Genomic DNA, 17,887 nt, shown 5'->3' on the forward strand with positions numbered 1-17,887 from the left:
GGCTTTCACATCAGACTTAAGAGACCGCCTGCGCGCGCTTTACGCCCAATAATTCCGGACAACGCTTGCCACCTACGTATTACCGCGGCTGCTGGCACGTAGTTAGCCGTGGCTTTCTGGTTAGGTACCGTCAAGGTACCGCCCTATTCGAACGGTACTTGTTCTTCCCTAACAACAGAGTTTTACGATCCGAAAACCTTCATCACTCACGCGGCGTTGCTCCGTCAGACTTTCGTCCATTGCGGAAGATTCCCTACTGCTGCCTCCCGTAGGAGTCTGGGCCGTGTCTCAGTCCCAGTGTGGCCGATCACCCTCTCAGGTCGGCTACGCATCGTCGCCTTGGTGAGCCGTTACCTCACCAACTAGCTAATGCGCCGCGGGCCCATCTGTAAGTGATAGCCGAGGCCATCTTTCAGCTTTTCTACATGAGTAGAAAAGAATTATCCGGTATTAGCACCGGTTTCCCGGTGTTATCCCAGTCTTACAGGCAGGTTGCCCACGTGTTACTCACCCGTCCGCCGCTAATCATCGGGAGCAAGCTCCCTCAGATTCGCTCGACTTGCATGTATTAGGCACGCCGCCAGCGTTCGTCCTGAGCCAGGATCAAACTCTCCGAAAAAGAGTAAGATTAGCTCTTAAAATTTTAAAAATAGAATTAACGTTGACGTATGGTTTGTTTAGTTTTCAAAGAGCAATTAAAACAACTTTCTTACTATAACATTTTCTCTAGTGTTCGTCAACCAATTTTTGAAATATATTTTTCAAAAAGCTGATTAATCACGAAGCCAGAAATAAATATTATCACAAATCATTGCTATCGTCAATGTTTTTTATTATTTTAAAAGAATATTTTCTATATGCTTCTAAAAATTAAGCAATAATCCAATCGACATCATCTATAATATCATTTTCCTATATAAGATTTCAACAGTAATATTATTACTCTATTAATATAATTAGGTAATTTGATTATATCAACTTAAATAATAGAATGAGGCAATCCCTTAAAGTGATAGGTACCTTTAAGGGATTGCCTCTTCAATACTAGATAAGATCTAAACCGATTGAGATATATTTGATCTCTAAAAACTCATCAATTCCATAATGGCCGCCTTCCCTACCTAAACCACTTTCTTTATATCCACCAAATGGTGCTTGAACGGTTGATGGCAAGGCATCATTCAAGCCAATTATTCCGTATTCCAATCCTTCAGTAATTCTGAAAGAACGATTAAGGTTTTCTGTATAGACATAAGCCGCTAAGCCATAATTCGATTGGTTTGCACGGGTGATTACTTCCTCTTCTGTCTTAAAAGTTGATATTGGAGCAATTGGTCCAAATATCTCCTCTTTTGCACATTCCATATCATCTTTTACATTATCAATAATTGTTGGCGCATAAAAGTATCCTGTTTTAGTATCCGGTGTATTCCCGCGATAGATAACTCTTCCACCTTTATGAATAGCATCTCCAACTAATGATTCTACTTTTTCTATAGCTGCTTGGTCGATTAATGGACCTATATCAACCCCTTCTTCAAGTCCATTCCCTACCTTTATCTTTTCTAATTCCTTCATAAATATATTGATAAATTCCTCTGCAATAGCCTCATGTACATATATTCGATTAGTACAAATACATGTCTGACCAGCATTTCGGAATTTCGATTGAATTAGTCCTGTTGCAGCTTTATATAAATTCGCATCATCCATGACTATAAATGGCGCATTTCCACCAAGCTCTAAAGAAACCTTCTTTACCGTGTTCGCTGCACCTCTCATTATTGTTTTTCCAACTTCAGTTGACCCTGTGAAGGTTAATTTAGTTACTCTACTATCCTTCAACCAGGTTTCACCTATTTCTGATGACCTTCCTGTTACAATATTTAGTACCCCCGCTGGGATTCCAGCCTCCTCTGCAAGCTCTGCCATTTTTAAGGCGGTTAGCGGTGTTTGATTGGCTGGTTTAACAACGGCTGTACATCCAGCAGCTAAAGCTGGAGCCACTTTTCTTGTAATCATAGCTGCGGGAAAATTCCATGGTGTTATTGCGGCTATAACACCAATTGGCTCTTTTCTAACGAGGATCCGTTTATTTGGATGAGAAGCAGGTATTGTCTCACCATAAATCCGCTTTCCTTCCTCTGCAAACCAAGAGATGAACCCATTTGCATAAGAGATTTCTCCTATTGCTTCCTTTAATGGCTTACCTTGTTCAATAGTCATCACTTTTGCAAGCTCAACCTTGTTTTGCTCGATTAAATGATGCCATTTCATTAATATATGATAGCGTTCTTCTGAAGTCTTTCTTGACCAAGTCTTAAATGCACGATGGGCAGCATCCACTGCTTGAAGAGCTTCAATTTCACCTCCGGAAGGTACTGCCCCGATAACCTCCTTGGTTGCAGGATTGATAATTTCTGTAAATACTTCATGATCATTTCCTATCCATTGCCCATTTATATACATAGGAAATATTTGATACTTTTCATTGACGTTGCTCATTTTTCCACCCCTTACTGACTTTGGAGTACTAATACCGCCTCAATTGATTCTCCGAGAATTTCTAAGCCTTCCTCCAGTTGTTCGTCCGTAATTACTAATGGCATTAATATCCTTATTACATTACTATAAATCCCGGCATTGAGTAGTAAAAGACCCCTTTTGTTTGCTTCTTTTACTATTTTTCCAACGACAAGTTTGTCCGGTGTTTTTTCCTTTTTATTAGTTACTAGTTCCATTGCGCACATAGCACCAAGGCCCCGAACATCTCCAATTTGCTCAAACTTATTGGCAAGCTGATTCAGTCTTTCTTTCACCTTATTTCCTAAGTATTCTGATCGAGCATTTAATCCCTCTTCCTCAATGATATCCAAAACTGCTAAAGCTGCACGACAACCGAGAGGACTTCCAGAGTAGGTTCCGCCTATTTCACCGACATCTGCTGAATCCATGATTTCTTTTTTTCCTATCACTCCGCTAATCGGTACCCCAGCGCCCATTGATTTAGAAATCGTAATTAGATCAGGGACAACTCCAAAATGGTCGATAGCAAAGTATTTTCCTGTTCGTGCAAAACCAGTTTGTATTTCATCTGCAACGAATATGATTCCATATTTAGTACAAATTTCCCTTACTGCATGAACGAATTCTATATCAGGGACAATAAATCCTCCTTCTCCCTGAACCGGTTCCATTACTACGGCTGCAATCGTTTCTGGGGCCACTTCTGAGATGAGGAATTGCTCAAACTGTTCAATCATAAACTGACTATACTGTTTTTCACTCATTCCATCTGGTCTTCTATATGGATAAGGGTACGGGGCTTTATACACTTCTGGTGCAAAAGGCCCAAATTCAAATTTATATGGTTTGACTTTACTAGTCATTGTCATAGCCAACAGAGTTCTTCCATGAAATCCTCTGGTGAATGAAATGACCCCTTGACGTTTTGTGAATTTCCTTGCAATTTTTACGGCATTTTCTACTGCTTCTGCTCCACTGTTAAAAAAAGCCACTTGTTTTGCAAAGTGGCCTGGAGCAAGTTCAGCAAGCCTCTCTGCCAGTTCAATATAGGATTCATACATCATTACATTAAAGCCTGTATGGATAAATTGACTAGCTTGTTCATGGATAGCACTTACAACTTTTGGATGGGAATGACCGACATTAATCGTTCCAATCGCACCCGCAAAATCAATATAAGTGTTACCATCAACATCCTCAACGATCGCACCCTCTGCCTTTTTCACAAAGGATGTACAATTATTGCTTATTCCCCTTGGAACGATATTGCCTCTTCGTTCTTGTAGTTTTCTTGATATAGGGCCTGGTATTTCTGTAACTTGCTTAACAAATTTTTTTGTCCCCATATTGCACCACCTTTATTATTAACTTATAAACAATTGTGATAAAACCTCTCTAAAAGTATTTATGACCGTATTAATCACTTTATAGCTAATTTTTAATGATTGTTCGACTCTATTTGCTTTTGAATTATTCAGAATTCCAACTACAGGAACATGTTTAACTTTATTGGATCATATTTGCTCCAGGTCTTCACGTTTGGTCCCACCCACATTACCACAAAGTTACCTCCAACTATCATCAATGAGTTTGCTAGTATGGTTACTTTACATTTTAGGAATTGGTTATCGTTTATTAAAAATTTTTATTTTAATATTGTAATACTATAGTTCTACATTCAGTTTGTATTCCATCGATAATCGAATACTAGTATTTATTCATATTTTTATCCTTTATAGCAAATAGGCATTTTCCTTGTTTGCTATATTTTTTTACAATAGTAGATGTAATTTTTTTGAAATATTTTAAATAATTAGGAGGAATTTTGTACTAAGATTCAGAATATAAAGAATAATAAGGTGAATGATCATTCATTTTTGTTCACCTTGTTAAGCATTTCATTTTGAGCATGGGGGTAGATGTATGAATTCATTTAATTTGTTTTTGGCTGAACTGGCCAAAATCAAAGAAAAGAAAGGGGTGTTAATATCCGTTATTGCTGCTTTACTTGTCCCGGTGGTTTATGCTGCAATTATCTTATCTCCTAAATGGGGTCCATACGACAATTTAGACAATCTTCCTGTCGCTGTTGTAAACGAAGATAAAGGGGCAATGTCAGGTGAGACAGAAATTAATGTAGGGAATGACTTGGTCGCCGATTTAAAAAAGGGCAAGGCATTAGGATGGGACTTTGTTTCCTCTGAGCAAGCCAAACAAGGTTTGAATGACATGGAATATTATTTGGTGATCGAAATTCCTGAAGACTTCTCACAAAATGTAACGACGGTTTTAGATCCATCACCTAAAAAGGCAGAGCTTAAGTTTACTCAAAACGAAGGATTACATTTTATGGCTGCTCAAGTTACCAAAAATGCTATGAATCAACTTCGTGAACAGCTTGCCAATAAAGTTACTGAAACCTATACAAAAAACGTTTTCTCACAACTCGGCGGTGTTAGTGATGGATTCAAAGAGGCAGCTGATGGCTCTGAGCAAATATTTGACGGTTCTACGAAGCTAAAGGATGGAACTTCCCAAATTTTAAGCTCTTTACAAGAAAAATCAGGGGATATTGGAACCCTTGCTGATGGAGCTAGACAATTGAAAGCTGGAACTGGAGAATTACTTTCTAGCTTAACTTCTAAACAAGGCGATATTTCGAAACTTGCGGCAGGGTCTGTCCAATTAAAAAATGGTACAAATGAACTGTACAGTAACCTTAAAGAAAAATCAGGAAGTATTTCGGAATTAGCAGACGGAGCAAAATCCCTAGAAAAAGGTGCCAAAGACCTTAGCAAAGGTTCTGCACAAGTACTTGACGGTCTTAAGAAAGCTCAGGCTGGAAGCTACCTAGTAAGTACTGGTATATCAACTTTAGCTCCTGGAACTAAGTCTCTTGCTGAAGGTACCGTGAAAGCTGAAGAAGGCGCTAAACAATTAGATACACTTGCTAAAGGTGTTGCTGATGGAATAAAACAACTTGCTGCACATCCTTTATTAAAGGATAATCCAGATGTTCAAAAGCTTGTTGCATATAGTGCACAACTATCTACAGGAATGACTGGTTTATCGACAAGTATGACTACAATTAAGGATGGAGCGAAACAAATTGACGGAGGCGTAACACAGCTTGCACCAGGTTCAAAATCACTGGAATCTGGAATTAAAGAACTTGTTGCTGGGCAAACAAAGCTAAACAATGGAGCTAAAGAATTAGCTGCAGGGGCCACACAGATCTCTACTGGTAACGCTACAGTTGAAGTTGGTTGGAAAACGCTTACAGCAGGTGCGGGTCAACTTTATGCTGGTTCAACCGAAATTAGCAAAGGGAACCAAACTGTCAATAGCGGATGGAAGCAACTTTCAGCTGGAGCAGGAGAACTTGATAATGGTATGGCAAAGGTAAGCGACGGAAATCTGTCTGTTAAAGAAGGATGGACTACATTAACTGACGGCGTTAAACAAGTCGATGATGGACTTGGACAATTAAAAACTGGAAGCAATGAATTAGCTACTGGACTAAAAGACGGAGCAGAACAAACAAGTAAATTAAAACCTAGCGAAGAAAACATGACAATGTTTGCTTCCCCTGTAGAATTTACTGGAGATGTGATCAACAAATATCCTTTCTACAGAGATTCAAACGCTCCTTACATTCTATCCTTAGCTTTATTTGTGGGTATAATAATCATGTCTTTTGTGGTTGAATTCCAAAAGCCTGCTTTAATGCCTGCCTCAGGTTTTTCATGGTTTACTAGCAAACTATTGAATCTTTCCGTATTAGCAATTGCACAATCACTAATCGTTTCATTATTTGCATTAGTTATATTAAAACTTGAAGTTGAAAGCGCCCTTAGTTTCATATTGTTCTCTATAGGTGCAAGCTTAACGTTCTTAATGATTGTATTCTTCCTTGTTGCAATTGGTGGTAATATCGGACGATTCATTTCCTTAGCATTTATCGTTCTTCAATTGTCAACCACTGGATCAAGTCTTCCAATCGAAATGTTACCAGAAAATCTTCGCAACCTAAGTACTTATTTACCTTTAACCTACTCAATAGAAGGTTTTAGAAATATTATTACTTTAGGAAGCTTTGATATTGTCTGGTCAAATTCAGGCATATTATTGATCTATTTAGTTGTCAGTGCTATTTTGGCCTTTGTCGTTTTCATGGTGAAATTCAAAGGGCAAACGGCTCAAGCTGAATAATACAAAGAAAAGACCGCTAAGAAGTTATTAGCGGTCTTTTCTTTATTAATAAATGTGATATTTACACAATTCATAGATAATAATAAGCTATTTTATTCAATCTCTCCTACCCATGCCAGCATTCCGCCTAACATGTTAGTTACCTTAAATCCTTGTCCTTCAAGATATTGAGTCGCCATGGCACTTCTTCCACCTGAATGACAAACTATGGTGTATTCTTTGGATTTATCTAATTCATGCACACGAAATTCCAGTAATCCTAATGGGATATTGACTGCACCAGGTATTTTACCTCCAGCTACTTCTGATACCTCACGCACATCGATAATATTTAATACTTTTCCCTCTTTTAATTGTTCATTTACTTCTTTCGCCGAAATTTGTCTCATTTTTTATCCTCCTCGTATATTATGTTTAGTCCCTTTTATTTGAGGACCGTAATCCCTACTTTTCCTGTACAAAATAAATCAAATTTCTTGGGTGTCCCGAGATATTTCTAGATAATGAGATTAGGATCATTTGGGACAATTCTTTATCCCCCTGTGGGCTTAACCACATTTAAAGACTGTTTCTCAGTGTTCGTGCGGTGCTTCCTACTCGCAGGCTGTTCTCCCTGTTCTTCGAACCTAGATGGTAGTAGCTCTAGGGCGGCTTTCGAACCAGGGCAAGTTCTGATACACGAGGTTGCTGGTCGGCGTTCACACTAGAGATATCTCAGGGCATCCTAGAAATGTACCTATGATTCTAATTTGAAAGGAGGGGACACCCCATGAAATTATTTGTTGGCTTAGACATTAGTTCTTTTGATATTAAGGTTTGTATTTTGGGCGATGAAGGAGAGAAACTTCAATCCTTTTCTGTCTGTAACGATCTACCTGGCGCAACAGAACTCCGAGATCGTATTTTAGAATGTACCAAAAATCAAACCATTCAAGCGTTAAAAATTGGACTGGAATCCACGTCCGTCTATAGCTTTCATCCATCGATGTTCCTACACAACGATGAATCTCTTAAAGCTTTGGGAGCCCGAGTGTTTGTCATGAATCCCAAACAGATTGCTAACTTTAAGAAAAGCTATTCCGATATGGATAAGACGGATGAAATTGATGCGTTCGTTATTGCTGATTATCTTCGTTTCGGACGTAACTCCATGTCCGTGGTGAAAGAAGAACAGTATATTGCTTTACAACAATTAACTCGCTCACGTTACCAACTTATCCATCAAGTGGCTAGAGAAAAACAACATTTCTTACAACATTTGAGTTATAAGTGTAATACCTTTTCACTAGAAGTGGATTCATCTGTATTCGGAAACGCCATGATGGAAATGTTCTCCGAAAAGTTCAGCCTAGACGAACTAGCAGAAATGCCATTAGAAGATTTAGCCCATTTTCTTCAGGAAAAAGGGAAAAATCGATTTAATGACCCAGAGTGCGTGGCGAAATCCATAAAAAAAGCTGTACGTTCTTCCTATCGCTTAGACAAGGTAGTCGAAGATTCCATTGACGTTCTCCTTGGCACATCCATTGAAGTGATTCGAACCCTTCAAAAACAAGTGAAGGAGATTGAAAAGGCAATTGAACGCATCATGGTTGGCCTAGAAGAGAGACAGACTCTTCTATCCATTCCTGGGATCGGACCAGTCTTCACAGCTGGCATTATCGCTGAAATTGGCCAAATCGAACGCTTTGAAGATGAAACAAAAGTAGCCAAATATGGTGGCCTTTACTGGCGAAAACACCAATCTGGACGCTTTACCGCAGATGATACTTCCCTTTCTCGCAACGGGAACCAATATCTAAGATATTACTTAGTTGAAGCCGCCAACTCAGTAAGAAAGCATATACCCGAGTACCAAGAGTACTACGAGAAAAAGTACAAGGAAGTACCGAAACATCAACACAAAAGAGCACTCGTTCTAACTGCAAGAAAATTAGTGCGTTTGGTAGATGCGCTACTACGCAATCACCAAATTTACACGCCGAAAAGGAGCGTGAATAAATGACGCATAAGCGTTAATTCATCCTTTTTCACTAATTCCAGTAATTAACAAACTATTACTGGTTTAGTTTAGTGCTGCCTTTTTTCTGAAATTTTGATTCTTGATAACAAAATACTAATTATCTTTTGGTTGACATATTACCGCAGGTCTTTTTATCTCCAGGCACTTACTCCGCCTTTAACGTTTGTGACTTTAGAATACCCAAGCTTTTTTAATACCTTACTCGCCTTTTGACTTCTCATTCCACTTTGACAGATAACTACCACTTCTTTATCCTTCGATAATTCTTTTGCCCTTTGATTAAACTGATGAAGTGGGATATTTTTAAAGCCAGGAATATGATACCCTTTATACTCAGCCGGTGTTCTTACGTCAATAAATTGTTTACTCTTGTCCTTCAATTCATCATGCAATTGTGCGGTTGTAATTTGTTTCACACCTTTTGTTGGAAGCATTCTTTGCAATAACAATAGGACTAAAAGAATGAGAATAATATATGATAAATAACTCAAGTTTCATTCAACCTCTCTATTATATGGTCTTTAGTATGTCGCCTATTAAAATAACAATCATGGATAATACTTTGGAGGGTATTTTATTGCATATGGTTCTTTTTTACCCTATAGGGTATATACTAGTTAAAAATAAAAAGGGTGCTAGCCCATTTATTTTTCTACTGATACTTAGTAGAGGTACTTCAGATGATTTGATTAACGACTTTTCACAAGCAGATTAACCGCTTCTTTCACTAGTTGCTCTGTGTTATGATCGCCATTCTCCTCCGCTGTTTTGACACAGTGAACGAGGTTAGAGCTTACGATTACCCCTATCGTCCGGTCAATCGCGCTTCTTGTTGCTGATAGTTGAGTAATAATATCCTTACAATCCTTATCCTCCTCCATCATTCTTAAAATTCCTCTTAATTGACCTTCAATTCGTTTAATGCGATTTTTCGTCTTTGCATCGTACTCCATTAATCTACCCTCCTTAACCAGATGTTTTTCTTTACGACTATATCGCCTATATTATACCCCTGATGGTATTTTGTCAATATAAATGATAAGGTTTCCTACTCAAGCTATACCCTTCTTTTATCCCTAGGTTCATCTGCTGTTTTTCCTAGTATAAATATTTTCATTATTATTCTAAAATTACTCTCTTAACAAATTCCGAACCGTAAAAAGTAGTTTCGTAGTGTTTAAGAACGTGCCAGAAACCCGCATAAAGTCGGGATTTGTTGAGAGTAGATTGTGTATCGTACAGTTTCATTTTGGCTTTTATCGTAAATTAAAACACCGGATAAACACCAACTATTTCTCTAAAAGTACACTTTTCAAGAAAAAATGTGCTGCAAGGATTATTTTAGCCTTACAGCACACTCGAATTTGCGTAGTGTACCCGCTTGGAGCACACTAATTTTATGCAAACTTTCATCCATTGTTTCACCACAAGTATGAGTTACTTCTCTCGAACTCGCCTTTCGTGTTGCAAAAATTCCTCAGCTTCACTAAGACGCAAATCCCAATATTTTTGCAATAGGGATATGATTTTCCCATCCTCAACCTCCGCTTCACATAGAGCCGCAACTGCTTTTTCAATTCCAATTACTCTTTCTTCAAAGGCAGCTTGATCTAACCTTGCGTAGTTGTCCTCCCTTATACGCTCTAGAATTTCCCTACCAAATCCTGAAAAAGAATCTTTAAAAGTACGTGCCATATCTATTCCTCCTTAACATGGTTTTTGTATTAAATTGATTGTATCATATAGCCCTAATCTCAAATCTAAAAAGTAATTTTCATGTCACCCCATCCAAGGCTTGGCTGATGGCGCTAGCTACCTTTTCCGCTGTTGCATTATAAACGTGGGCGTAGATATCTTCCGTGGTTTTTGTGTTGGAATGCCCAAGGTGCTCTGAGATGAACTTGACCGGCACTCCGGCGTTTATGAGTAGTGAAGCATTGGCGTGGCGCAAGTCGTGAACATGTAAATCTGGTAAGTCATGCTTCTTAAGCAGTTTCTTTAAAGTCGAGTTGAGATAAACCCCGCTGATGTATTCTCCTTCCATGCCGGTTACCACTGCTCCTCGTTCAATCCATTTTGACCCTAGCGACTCTTTGTATTTTTCTTGCCACTTTTTATGCTCTTTTAGGATGGTAATGAGTTCAGCGGGTATCGCAATCATCCTTAAACTTGATTTGGTCTTTGGCGTTGATAGCTTGTACTGCCCTTCTGCTCGGTAGAGGGAATAGCGGACATGAATGGTTCCTTTCTCCAAGTCAACATCCTTCCAGTGAAGCCCACAAACTTCCCCCGAACGCATCCCTGTGTACATAAGTGTGGTTAGGGCAACTCTTGCATTGTTGTTGGGTATTTCCTCAAGATATTTTAGAAGCTGCTTGCATTGTTTATCATCAAGGAACAGTTTTTCTTTTTCTGTCCCCCTTGGCGAAGTGGCGTGTACCACCGGGTTCTTCCATATAATATCCTTTTTAAGTGCGGTGCTAAAAATGGATGATGTTGCGGTTCTAACTCTGGCAATAGAAGTGCTATCTATCCCTCTGTCCTTTTCGGGTCTTTCTTCCTCGACAAACAGTTCGTTCAGCTTTTTGCCGAATGCCCCTGCAATCTTCTCTGCGGTTGCCTTAGACACCCTGCCGCCTCTTGCCGCTGTTTTAATGGTACCTAGGGAAAGACCAGCCTTTCTTGCAGTCGGCCTTCTTGTCCCGTCACTAAGCAACGATAGGTCTTTCATGATATAAAATCTGCTGATTTTCCCTCGCTTGTGGAGATGGTTCAGCATTTCGTCAATTCTAGCGGTGGTGATGTCCTTGAGTTTCAAATGCCCGATGTATGGCAATACATAACTCTTCATCAATTCCTTGTTGGTGTAAAGCGTTCTTTCCTTTAACTTGTGTGGTGCGATTTGTTCAAAGTACCATTCGCACAACTCGGAAAACCGCATATTCTCATTGAAGTTTGTCATCCCCATGCATTTCTTCTCAAATTCATAAGCAAAGGCTGTAGCTAGTTTTTCCGCCTTTTTCTCCGTGACATTTGGTGGTGGCGTAAATGTGGTAGTCTTTCTGATTTGCTTGCCTTCCATGTTATAGCCGAGGGAAACCATAATTCTATAGGTATCCCCTCGCTTTTTGATACTTGGCATTTCGTTTCCTCCTTCCTAGCGAGAATTCATTTCTCTTATGGTATCTATCACTCTAACGGTGTTATAAAGCAAGTATATAAACACCAAAATGTGTGGTTATTTTCTTTAGTCCTCACGCAGAGAAATACCTCGTTTATCTAGTTCCTTTTTAATGAACTCCTGCACATAAGCGTTCAAATCCCATGCCCAGTATCCTTCAACATTTAGACCGGGCATCATCTTTTCCTTCTCGTCTGGTGACATCTGCGCCAGCTTTTTTAAGTTCTCCATCTTTAGCGACAAGTCTTCTAGAAAACGATAAAAGTCCACATCTGATAAAAGCTCATCCAACACCGGTACAACTTCTGAATAAGATCCAAATTTGTCTGTATTATGTGCTCTTTTAATAAGGTTGACCGACCCTTCTGACAAACCAAGGATTTTATGTATCTCCTTGTTCTCAGAGCTAACTCCTGTTAGTAGATAATCCACAGATACATCAAAGTATCTCGCAATCTTATACAAGTTATCTGCAGTAGGCTGAGTAGAGCCATCCATATACAAACTAACGGTCTGTGGACGGATACCAATGGCTTTGGCCAGTGCCTTTTGTGTGGTTTTCTCCCCAGTGTGAGGATGCTCTTCCATCATGCTTCGTAAAGTTAAGGCAAAAATATTATCGAACCCTTTGAATTGATTTCCCACTAAACCCACCTCTATTTTTCTGTTTTACTTGAACTTTACTATTCTAGTTCTCTTATGCTTGTTATTTTGTTTTATCTGAATTACCATAAGAATATCAGATGAAACGCAATACTTCAAGCGAAAGTAAAGAGAAACAGAATTTATAGAAGGAGGTATGTTTCATGGATAAAAACACACTTGAAGCCGCTGCAAGGGAAGAACGATTGAAATATTTTCGAGAGTGGCGCCGCAATAATGCTGATAAGGTGAAGAAACACAACCAGAACTACTGGCTGAAAAAGGCAGAGAAAAAACTCAAGGAGGAGAAAGCCCGTGTCGGAAAACAAGAAACCAACCATGCTGACCGTAAGGGAAACGGCTAAAACAGGCATCCTCCCTGAACACGCCTTAAGGCTTCTGCTTAAAGCAGGTAAGCTCCCTGCCATCTTCGTGGGCAAGAAGGCATACATCAATTATGAAAAATTATGCGAACAACTCAGCCAACTCGATGGCTCAGAAAAACCGGAAGGAGATGATATTTATGGATATCAAAATCGAATGTAAAAACTGCGATCATATTGCAACAATTGATGTTTCAACTGTTATCCGCTCAATGCATGACAGCATCGACAACGATTCCATCTATGCTGGATTTCTATGCAAGAAATGTGCAGATGAACTTTTTGATGAAGACTAAACAGAAAAGGGGGCGGCGGCTATGGAACAGTTAAAACAACAAAAGATTTGGGTATGTTGGCGCTATGAAATGCAAAAGGGCCGCCGTACCAAAGTCTTATACAACACCAAAGGCTACAAAACCGGTACCAGTAAGAAATACAAATCACAGTGGACAACCTTCGAGGAAGCCACAGAAGCCGTGAAAGCTCATGCATTTGATGGTATTGGCCTTGTTCTTCCATATGGTATTGGTGGTATCGATTTGGATCATGTGGATGTAGACAGTGAGCTGGCTCAAGAAGTTAGAGCGCTGATAAACACCTATGAGGAACTTTCCCCTAGCGGTGAAGGCATTCATCATCTATTCAAAGTGGATGTAGAAAAGATTCCTTCATCAAATGGAAAGCTATCCAGCGAATATTACTCCAAGAATCCACACAACCAGATGGAAATCTACATCGGTGGACTGACTAATCGCTACCTTACCTTTACGGGAAATGTGATGATAAGTGATCAGCCGGTGATGGAGCGAACCAATGAAGTGATTGCCTTCTTGGACAGATTCATGAAAAAAGATAGTTTCATAGACTCTGAGATTGAAAGTCCTTTTGTTAATGATAACTTTGATATCATCGTCACCGCCAGAAAAGCTAAGAATGGCGATAAATTTATTGCTCTCTTTGACAAAGGTGACATTTCGGACTACGGCAGCCCTTCAGAAGCCGACCAAGCACTTTGTAATATCCTAGCTTTCTACACCGGTGGAGATATCGAACAGATAGATAGTCTGTTCAGACAGTCCAAGCTATACCGGGAGAAGTGGGAGCGTGATGATTATCGCACATCTACTATGGAAAAAGCCGTTGAAGGTTGTCAGGGTCAGTTCTATATGGGCAGTAGGGATATGCCTTCTTACATTTATTACGATGAGCGTTCCAAACGCATAAAGGTTAACTGTCCCGTGCTAGCAAGATATATCCGAGAGAACCTTCACTACATCTTCGTTCGTGATAGTGCCAATGGTGGCGTTTTACGATATGTCTACGAGGATGGCTGCTACCGACTTTATGCGGATGAAATGCTAAGGGGCATCATCAAAAATTACATTACAGCCTTTGATGAAAATATCTTGCAGATGCGAGATGTAGATGAAGTGTTTCGTCAGATCACCACTGACTTGAAATTCAAAACCTATGAGGAACTGAACGCCGATGAGGATATCATCAATTTCCAAAATGGCCTACTTAGGCTGTCTGATATGAAGCTACTCCCCCACAGCCCTAATGTGTTAAGTACCATTCAGATTCCTTGTGATTGGGTGGGAGCTCCTAAACCCACACCGGTCTTTGATCAGTTCATGACTGACCTCACCAACAGTGATGTGGAAGTGGAGAATCTGCTTCTTGAGTTTATGGGAGCGACTCTCTCCAATGTAAAAGGACATCGCATGAAAAAATCACTTTTCATGGTTGGCAAAGGCGATACTGGAAATCACAGTTAAAACGTCTGACAGAACGATTACTGGGAAGTGGCAACTTCATCGGGATTGATCTAAAAGAGATGGAGTCCCGATTTGGCACCGGTAATCTCTACAATAAGCGCCTTGCAGGAAGCTCCGATATGAGTTTCTTGACCGTTGGTGAACTTCGCATTTTCAAACAATGTACTGGTGGAGATAGCATCTTTGCAGAGTTCAAAGGGCAAAACGGATTTGAGTTCACCTACAAAGGGCTCTTCTGGTTCTGTATGAACCGCCTACCTAAATTTGGTGGCGATGATGGGAAGTGGGTGTATGACCGCATCATGCAGGTCAACTGCAACAATGTCATTCCAAAGGACAAACAGGATAAGCTCCTGCTAGATAAAATGTATGCTGAGCGTGATGGCATTGTTTATAAAGCAATCATGGCACTCAAGCAAGTCATTCAAAATGGATACACCTTTACAGAACCACAATGTGTGGAAAATGCCAGATCCATTTATATGGCAGATAACAATACCATCATTGCTTTCTTTAATGAATGTATGCAGACAAGACCCTTTGAAAAAATCAAAGACAGCTGCACCACCGGTCGAGTCTACAAAGTGTATAAGGCTTGGTGCGTAGATAACAATCATGGCTATGCCAAGACCGCAAAGGATTTCCGTAATGAACTGGCAGAGTATCTTGAAACCACTTTTGTAGATATGACTGTTCGCAGAGGCAAAGGAGGTACATTCTATCGCAGCTATACCTTAACGGATGAGGCTAAAGCCACTTATCAAAGCGCTTATGGCTACGATGAGTTGCCGCTTCTCTCATCCAGTTAGTGACAGAGGTGAATGTTAGGTGACAGTTTTGATGACAGTAATTCCACAAGATTTACTCTGACAAACCCAGTAATATCAACACTTTAGGAAAGGTTAGTGACAGTAGTGACAGTTCTTTTAACTTCTAAGGAGATAAATAAAAATAAAATATATATATAACGGTATATAAGAGTATAAAGGTAAAGTTGAAAAAGCTGTCACTACTGTCACCAAAACCCCTTAAACCCTTGGTATTAAAGGGTTTAAGAGGGTACAGCACATTCACTACAACTGTACCTAACAATCACCAAATTGATAAAACTGTCACCAAATTTTTAGTATAGGAGGTGAAGACCATGGAAGAAATCGATAAACTACCAAAACATATACAGAAAAATCTAGATTTAGAAAACTTTGAAGTGTTTCACATCATCCCACTTAGCGACTCACATCCCGTTGTGGTGATGAGAGATAAACGGTCAGATGCTAAAGCTCATTGGTGCATCCAATACCAAGGCTCCGGCTATTATTTTCAAACACTGAATGAAGTCATACATTATTGCATTTCCCGTAACTGGGTTAAAAATCATAAAAATTAGGAGGAAACAAAATGACAAATCAAACTACTTATAACAAAGCATTCTGGAACACAATGAGAGGTCAAGAAGCCTATCCGACTGTAAGGGACATGGCCGATAGCACAGGGAGCTATCCTGCCCCAGATGAATTCATCGACAGTTATACGAACGCCCTAGAAAAGGAAAATCTCTTTAGAAGAATTGCAACTGTGGTTAAAACCACTTCTACAGAAGGAAAGATTCATGCGGTCACTTCAACCGGTACAGCTGCATGGGTAGGTGAAAACATCGCTATCCCCGAAAGTGCCGATACCGTTACACAATTCGCATTAGAATCTTATAAACTAGCAAGTTTGACAAGGTTGAAGCAATCCTTTGTCAGCGACAATAAGTTTGATTTAGAGAACTATTTGAAGAATGAATTTGCCCGCAGGTTTGGCAGAGAGGAAGAAAACGCCTTTATTAATGGGGATGGCATGGATGCCCCTACTGGCATTTTGCACCCCACAGAAGGCGCACAAGTCGGCGTAACAGCGGCAGGAACCGATGCCATCACCTATGATGAAGTGATCAAGTTGTACTTCTCGCTTGATAAGCACTATCGTAAAAATGCAGTGTGGGTCATGAACGATGAAACCGCTCTTTACCTTCGAACGCTTAAAGACACCAGCGGAAACTATCTGTGGAATCATGCAGATAACACCATTCTAGGAAAGCCGATCGTCTATTCACCTTATATGCCGGGCATCGAGAGTCTCGAAAAAGCTATTGCCTTCGGTGACTTCAGCTACTATTGGGTTATTGAGCGTCAGCCGCTTACGGTGAAGGTGTTAAACGAGAGATACAGTCTGGAAGGTCAAATTGGCTTTGCGGCCTTTGAGCGACTGGATGCGAAACTGATCATCCCAGAATCTATCAAACTACTTCAGCTAGGATAATAGAAGAAAAGCGGGTAAGAGAAGACGTCAATGTCCACACTCCTACCCGCTTCTTTTTAGTTTTCATCCTTTTTAGGCCTTCCATGTTTAAAGGCTGCGTTGCCTGTTAGGTTTCGAAGCAGGAACTTTCTAAGTGCCTTGTACTCGTCCCCGATAAACCCTAGTCTTAATAGAAAGCATCTGAAATCGTATTTCTCATTCTCGCTTTTCTTTGGTGTGGAAGCCACTCGGTTTCGCTCGATGGCCATTTTGCATAAGGCTTCAATAAACTGTGTGTAATGGGCCACTTCCTCGCTGTCCTCTGTTTTTAGAAACCATAGGAACTTTACTTTCACATCGTTTTCGATGATTCTTAAGTCCATGGTGCCGATGGCCTTGCTGATGAGTTCTCCTTTGGCGTTTACGATCTTGTGCAGATTCTCGATGGCCTTATCTGTGAACATCTCTCTTGGCATGGCTACCTCAATGCCGTCAAAGGCATTCTCACCGTAATTTGTAGGCTGAAACCCTTGTTCTTCTAACACCGTTACCATGTGGTCAACTTCTGCGGGGGTCATACTGTCATTTAGTATAACCGCTCCCTCCCTGTCAACCACTAAGTCTCCAATTTCGTAAGCACATGTTGGAACACCTTTGTATTTGGGTATGGTGTTTAAGAACTCACTGATTGCCTGCACCAGTTCCTTTCTTCGCTGTCCTTTGACTTCATAAGTGATTTTGAATTCCATTATTCATCTTCCTTTCATTTTTTGGTTACACTATATATCACTCTGAAGCCACAGAATAGCAAGTCATTTGTGTACGAAAAAAAAGACCATCAAAAGATGATCCCTTCTTT

18 protein-coding genes and 1 rRNA gene (1 of these 19 cut by a window edge) are annotated in these 17,887 nt (G+C 40.0%); 9 read left to right on the plus strand and 10 right to left on the minus strand.

Annotated elements, in window-relative coordinates; all coding sequences use genetic code 11:
* The 3 genes from BQ6100_RS10320 to gabT all read right to left on the minus strand — a co-directional run.
* Positions 1-619, minus strand: a 16S ribosomal RNA gene (locus BQ6100_RS10320); it reaches 932 nt to the left of the window's first position.
* Between the two features lie 425 nt (positions 620-1,044).
* On the minus strand, positions 1,045-2,505 hold the full coding sequence (locus BQ6100_RS10325; RefSeq protein WP_075981565.1) for an NAD-dependent succinate-semialdehyde dehydrogenase: 1,461 nt from the start codon (positions 2,503-2,505) through the stop codon (positions 1,045-1,047).
* Positions 2,506-2,516: 11 nt separating this feature from the next.
* Complete coding sequence (gene gabT / locus BQ6100_RS10330; protein ID WP_075981566.1) at positions 2,517-3,872, minus strand: 4-aminobutyrate--2-oxoglutarate transaminase; 1,356 nt, start codon at positions 3,870-3,872, stop codon at positions 2,517-2,519.
* Between the two features lie 577 nt (positions 3,873-4,449).
* On the opposite strand from gabT, the gene BQ6100_RS10335 reads away from it, so the two are divergent.
* Positions 4,450-6,738, plus strand: a complete 2,289-nt coding sequence (locus BQ6100_RS10335) for a YhgE/Pip domain-containing protein (RefSeq protein WP_075981567.1) — start codon at positions 4,450-4,452, stop codon at positions 6,736-6,738.
* A 92-nt stretch (positions 6,739-6,830) separates the two neighbouring features.
* Here BQ6100_RS10335 and BQ6100_RS10340 read toward each other — a convergent pair whose 3' ends face one another.
* Entirely contained in the window at positions 6,831-7,127 is a 297-nt protein-coding gene (locus BQ6100_RS10340) for a rhodanese-like domain-containing protein (protein WP_075981568.1), read from the minus strand.
* A 380-nt stretch (positions 7,128-7,507) separates the two neighbouring features.
* Here BQ6100_RS10340 and BQ6100_RS10345 point away from each other — a divergent pair, with 380 nt between their 5' ends.
* Positions 7,508-8,743 (plus strand): IS110 family RNA-guided transposase, encoded by a 1,236-nt coding sequence (locus BQ6100_RS10345; protein WP_075980186.1) that lies wholly within the window; start codon positions 7,508-7,510, stop codon positions 8,741-8,743.
* 149 nt (positions 8,744-8,892) lie between these two features.
* On the opposite strand, the gene BQ6100_RS10350 is transcribed toward BQ6100_RS10345, so the two are convergent.
* From BQ6100_RS10350 to BQ6100_RS10370, 5 genes are all read right to left on the minus strand, one after another.
* Positions 8,893-9,252: a rhodanese-like domain-containing protein gene (locus BQ6100_RS10350; protein WP_075981569.1), complete on the minus strand. Its 360-nt coding sequence runs from the start codon at positions 9,250-9,252 to the stop codon at positions 8,893-8,895.
* Between the two features lie 198 nt (positions 9,253-9,450).
* Positions 9,451-9,714, minus strand: coding sequence for a metal-sensitive transcriptional regulator (locus tag BQ6100_RS10355; RefSeq protein WP_075981570.1), 264 nt, complete (start codon positions 9,712-9,714; stop codon positions 9,451-9,453).
* A gap of 484 nt (positions 9,715-10,198) precedes the next feature.
* Positions 10,199-10,456, minus strand: coding sequence for a hypothetical protein (locus tag BQ6100_RS10360; RefSeq protein WP_075981571.1), 258 nt, complete (start codon positions 10,454-10,456; stop codon positions 10,199-10,201).
* A 79-nt stretch (positions 10,457-10,535) separates the two neighbouring features.
* Positions 10,536-11,903, minus strand: a complete 1,368-nt coding sequence (locus BQ6100_RS10365) for a site-specific integrase (RefSeq protein ID WP_075981572.1) — start codon at positions 11,901-11,903, stop codon at positions 10,536-10,538.
* A gap of 105 nt (positions 11,904-12,008) precedes the next feature.
* Entirely contained in the window at positions 12,009-12,587 is a 579-nt protein-coding gene (locus BQ6100_RS10370; protein ID WP_075981573.1) for a transcriptional regulator, read from the minus strand.
* A 161-nt stretch (positions 12,588-12,748) separates the two neighbouring features.
* On the opposite strand from BQ6100_RS10370, the gene BQ6100_RS21040 reads away from it, so the two are divergent.
* From BQ6100_RS21040 to BQ6100_RS10395, 7 genes are all read left to right on the plus strand, one after another.
* Positions 12,749-12,949 (plus strand): hypothetical protein, encoded by a 201-nt coding sequence (locus tag BQ6100_RS21040; RefSeq protein WP_075981574.1) that lies wholly within the window; start codon positions 12,749-12,751, stop codon positions 12,947-12,949.
* On the plus strand, positions 12,924-13,130 hold the full coding sequence (locus tag BQ6100_RS10380) for a hypothetical protein (RefSeq protein ID WP_075981575.1): 207 nt from the start codon (positions 12,924-12,926) through the stop codon (positions 13,128-13,130). The genes BQ6100_RS21040 and BQ6100_RS10380 overlap by 26 nt, the downstream gene beginning before the upstream one ends.
* Positions 13,108-13,263, plus strand: a complete 156-nt coding sequence (locus BQ6100_RS21245; protein ID WP_159433144.1) for a hypothetical protein — start codon at positions 13,108-13,110, stop codon at positions 13,261-13,263. The genes BQ6100_RS10380 and BQ6100_RS21245 overlap by 23 nt, the downstream gene beginning before the upstream one ends.
* Before the next feature lie 21 nt (positions 13,264-13,284).
* Positions 13,285-14,745 (plus strand): phage NrS-1 polymerase family protein, encoded by a 1,461-nt coding sequence (locus BQ6100_RS20950; protein ID WP_097677907.1) that lies wholly within the window; start codon positions 13,285-13,287, stop codon positions 14,743-14,745.
* A 44-nt stretch (positions 14,746-14,789) separates the two neighbouring features.
* Positions 14,790-15,554, plus strand: a complete 765-nt coding sequence (locus BQ6100_RS20955; protein WP_235816582.1) for a primase-like DNA-binding domain-containing protein — start codon at positions 14,790-14,792, stop codon at positions 15,552-15,554.
* A 335-nt stretch (positions 15,555-15,889) separates the two neighbouring features.
* Positions 15,890-16,132 carry a hypothetical protein gene (locus BQ6100_RS10390; RefSeq protein WP_075981576.1) on the plus strand — a complete coding sequence of 81 codons (243 nt, stop codon included), beginning with the start codon at positions 15,890-15,892 and terminating at the stop codon, positions 16,130-16,132.
* A gap of 11 nt (positions 16,133-16,143) precedes the next feature.
* The gene (locus BQ6100_RS10395) at positions 16,144-17,049 is read left to right on the plus strand and encodes a phage major capsid protein (RefSeq protein ID WP_075981577.1); all 906 of its coding nucleotides are present in this window, start codon (positions 16,144-16,146) and stop codon (positions 17,047-17,049) included.
* A 56-nt stretch (positions 17,050-17,105) separates the two neighbouring features.
* Here the strand turns inward: BQ6100_RS10395 and BQ6100_RS10400 are convergent, their stop codons facing one another.
* Positions 17,106-17,777: a hypothetical protein gene (locus BQ6100_RS10400; RefSeq protein ID WP_075981578.1), complete on the minus strand. Its 672-nt coding sequence runs from the start codon at positions 17,775-17,777 to the stop codon at positions 17,106-17,108.
* Between the last annotated feature and the right edge of the window lie 110 nt (positions 17,778-17,887).

It is taken from the genome of Bacillus massilinigeriensis, from assembly GCF_900117315.1.
GTDB classification, from domain to species: Bacteria; Bacillota; Bacilli; order Bacillales; family Cytobacillaceae; genus Bacillus_BE; species Bacillus_BE massilionigeriensis.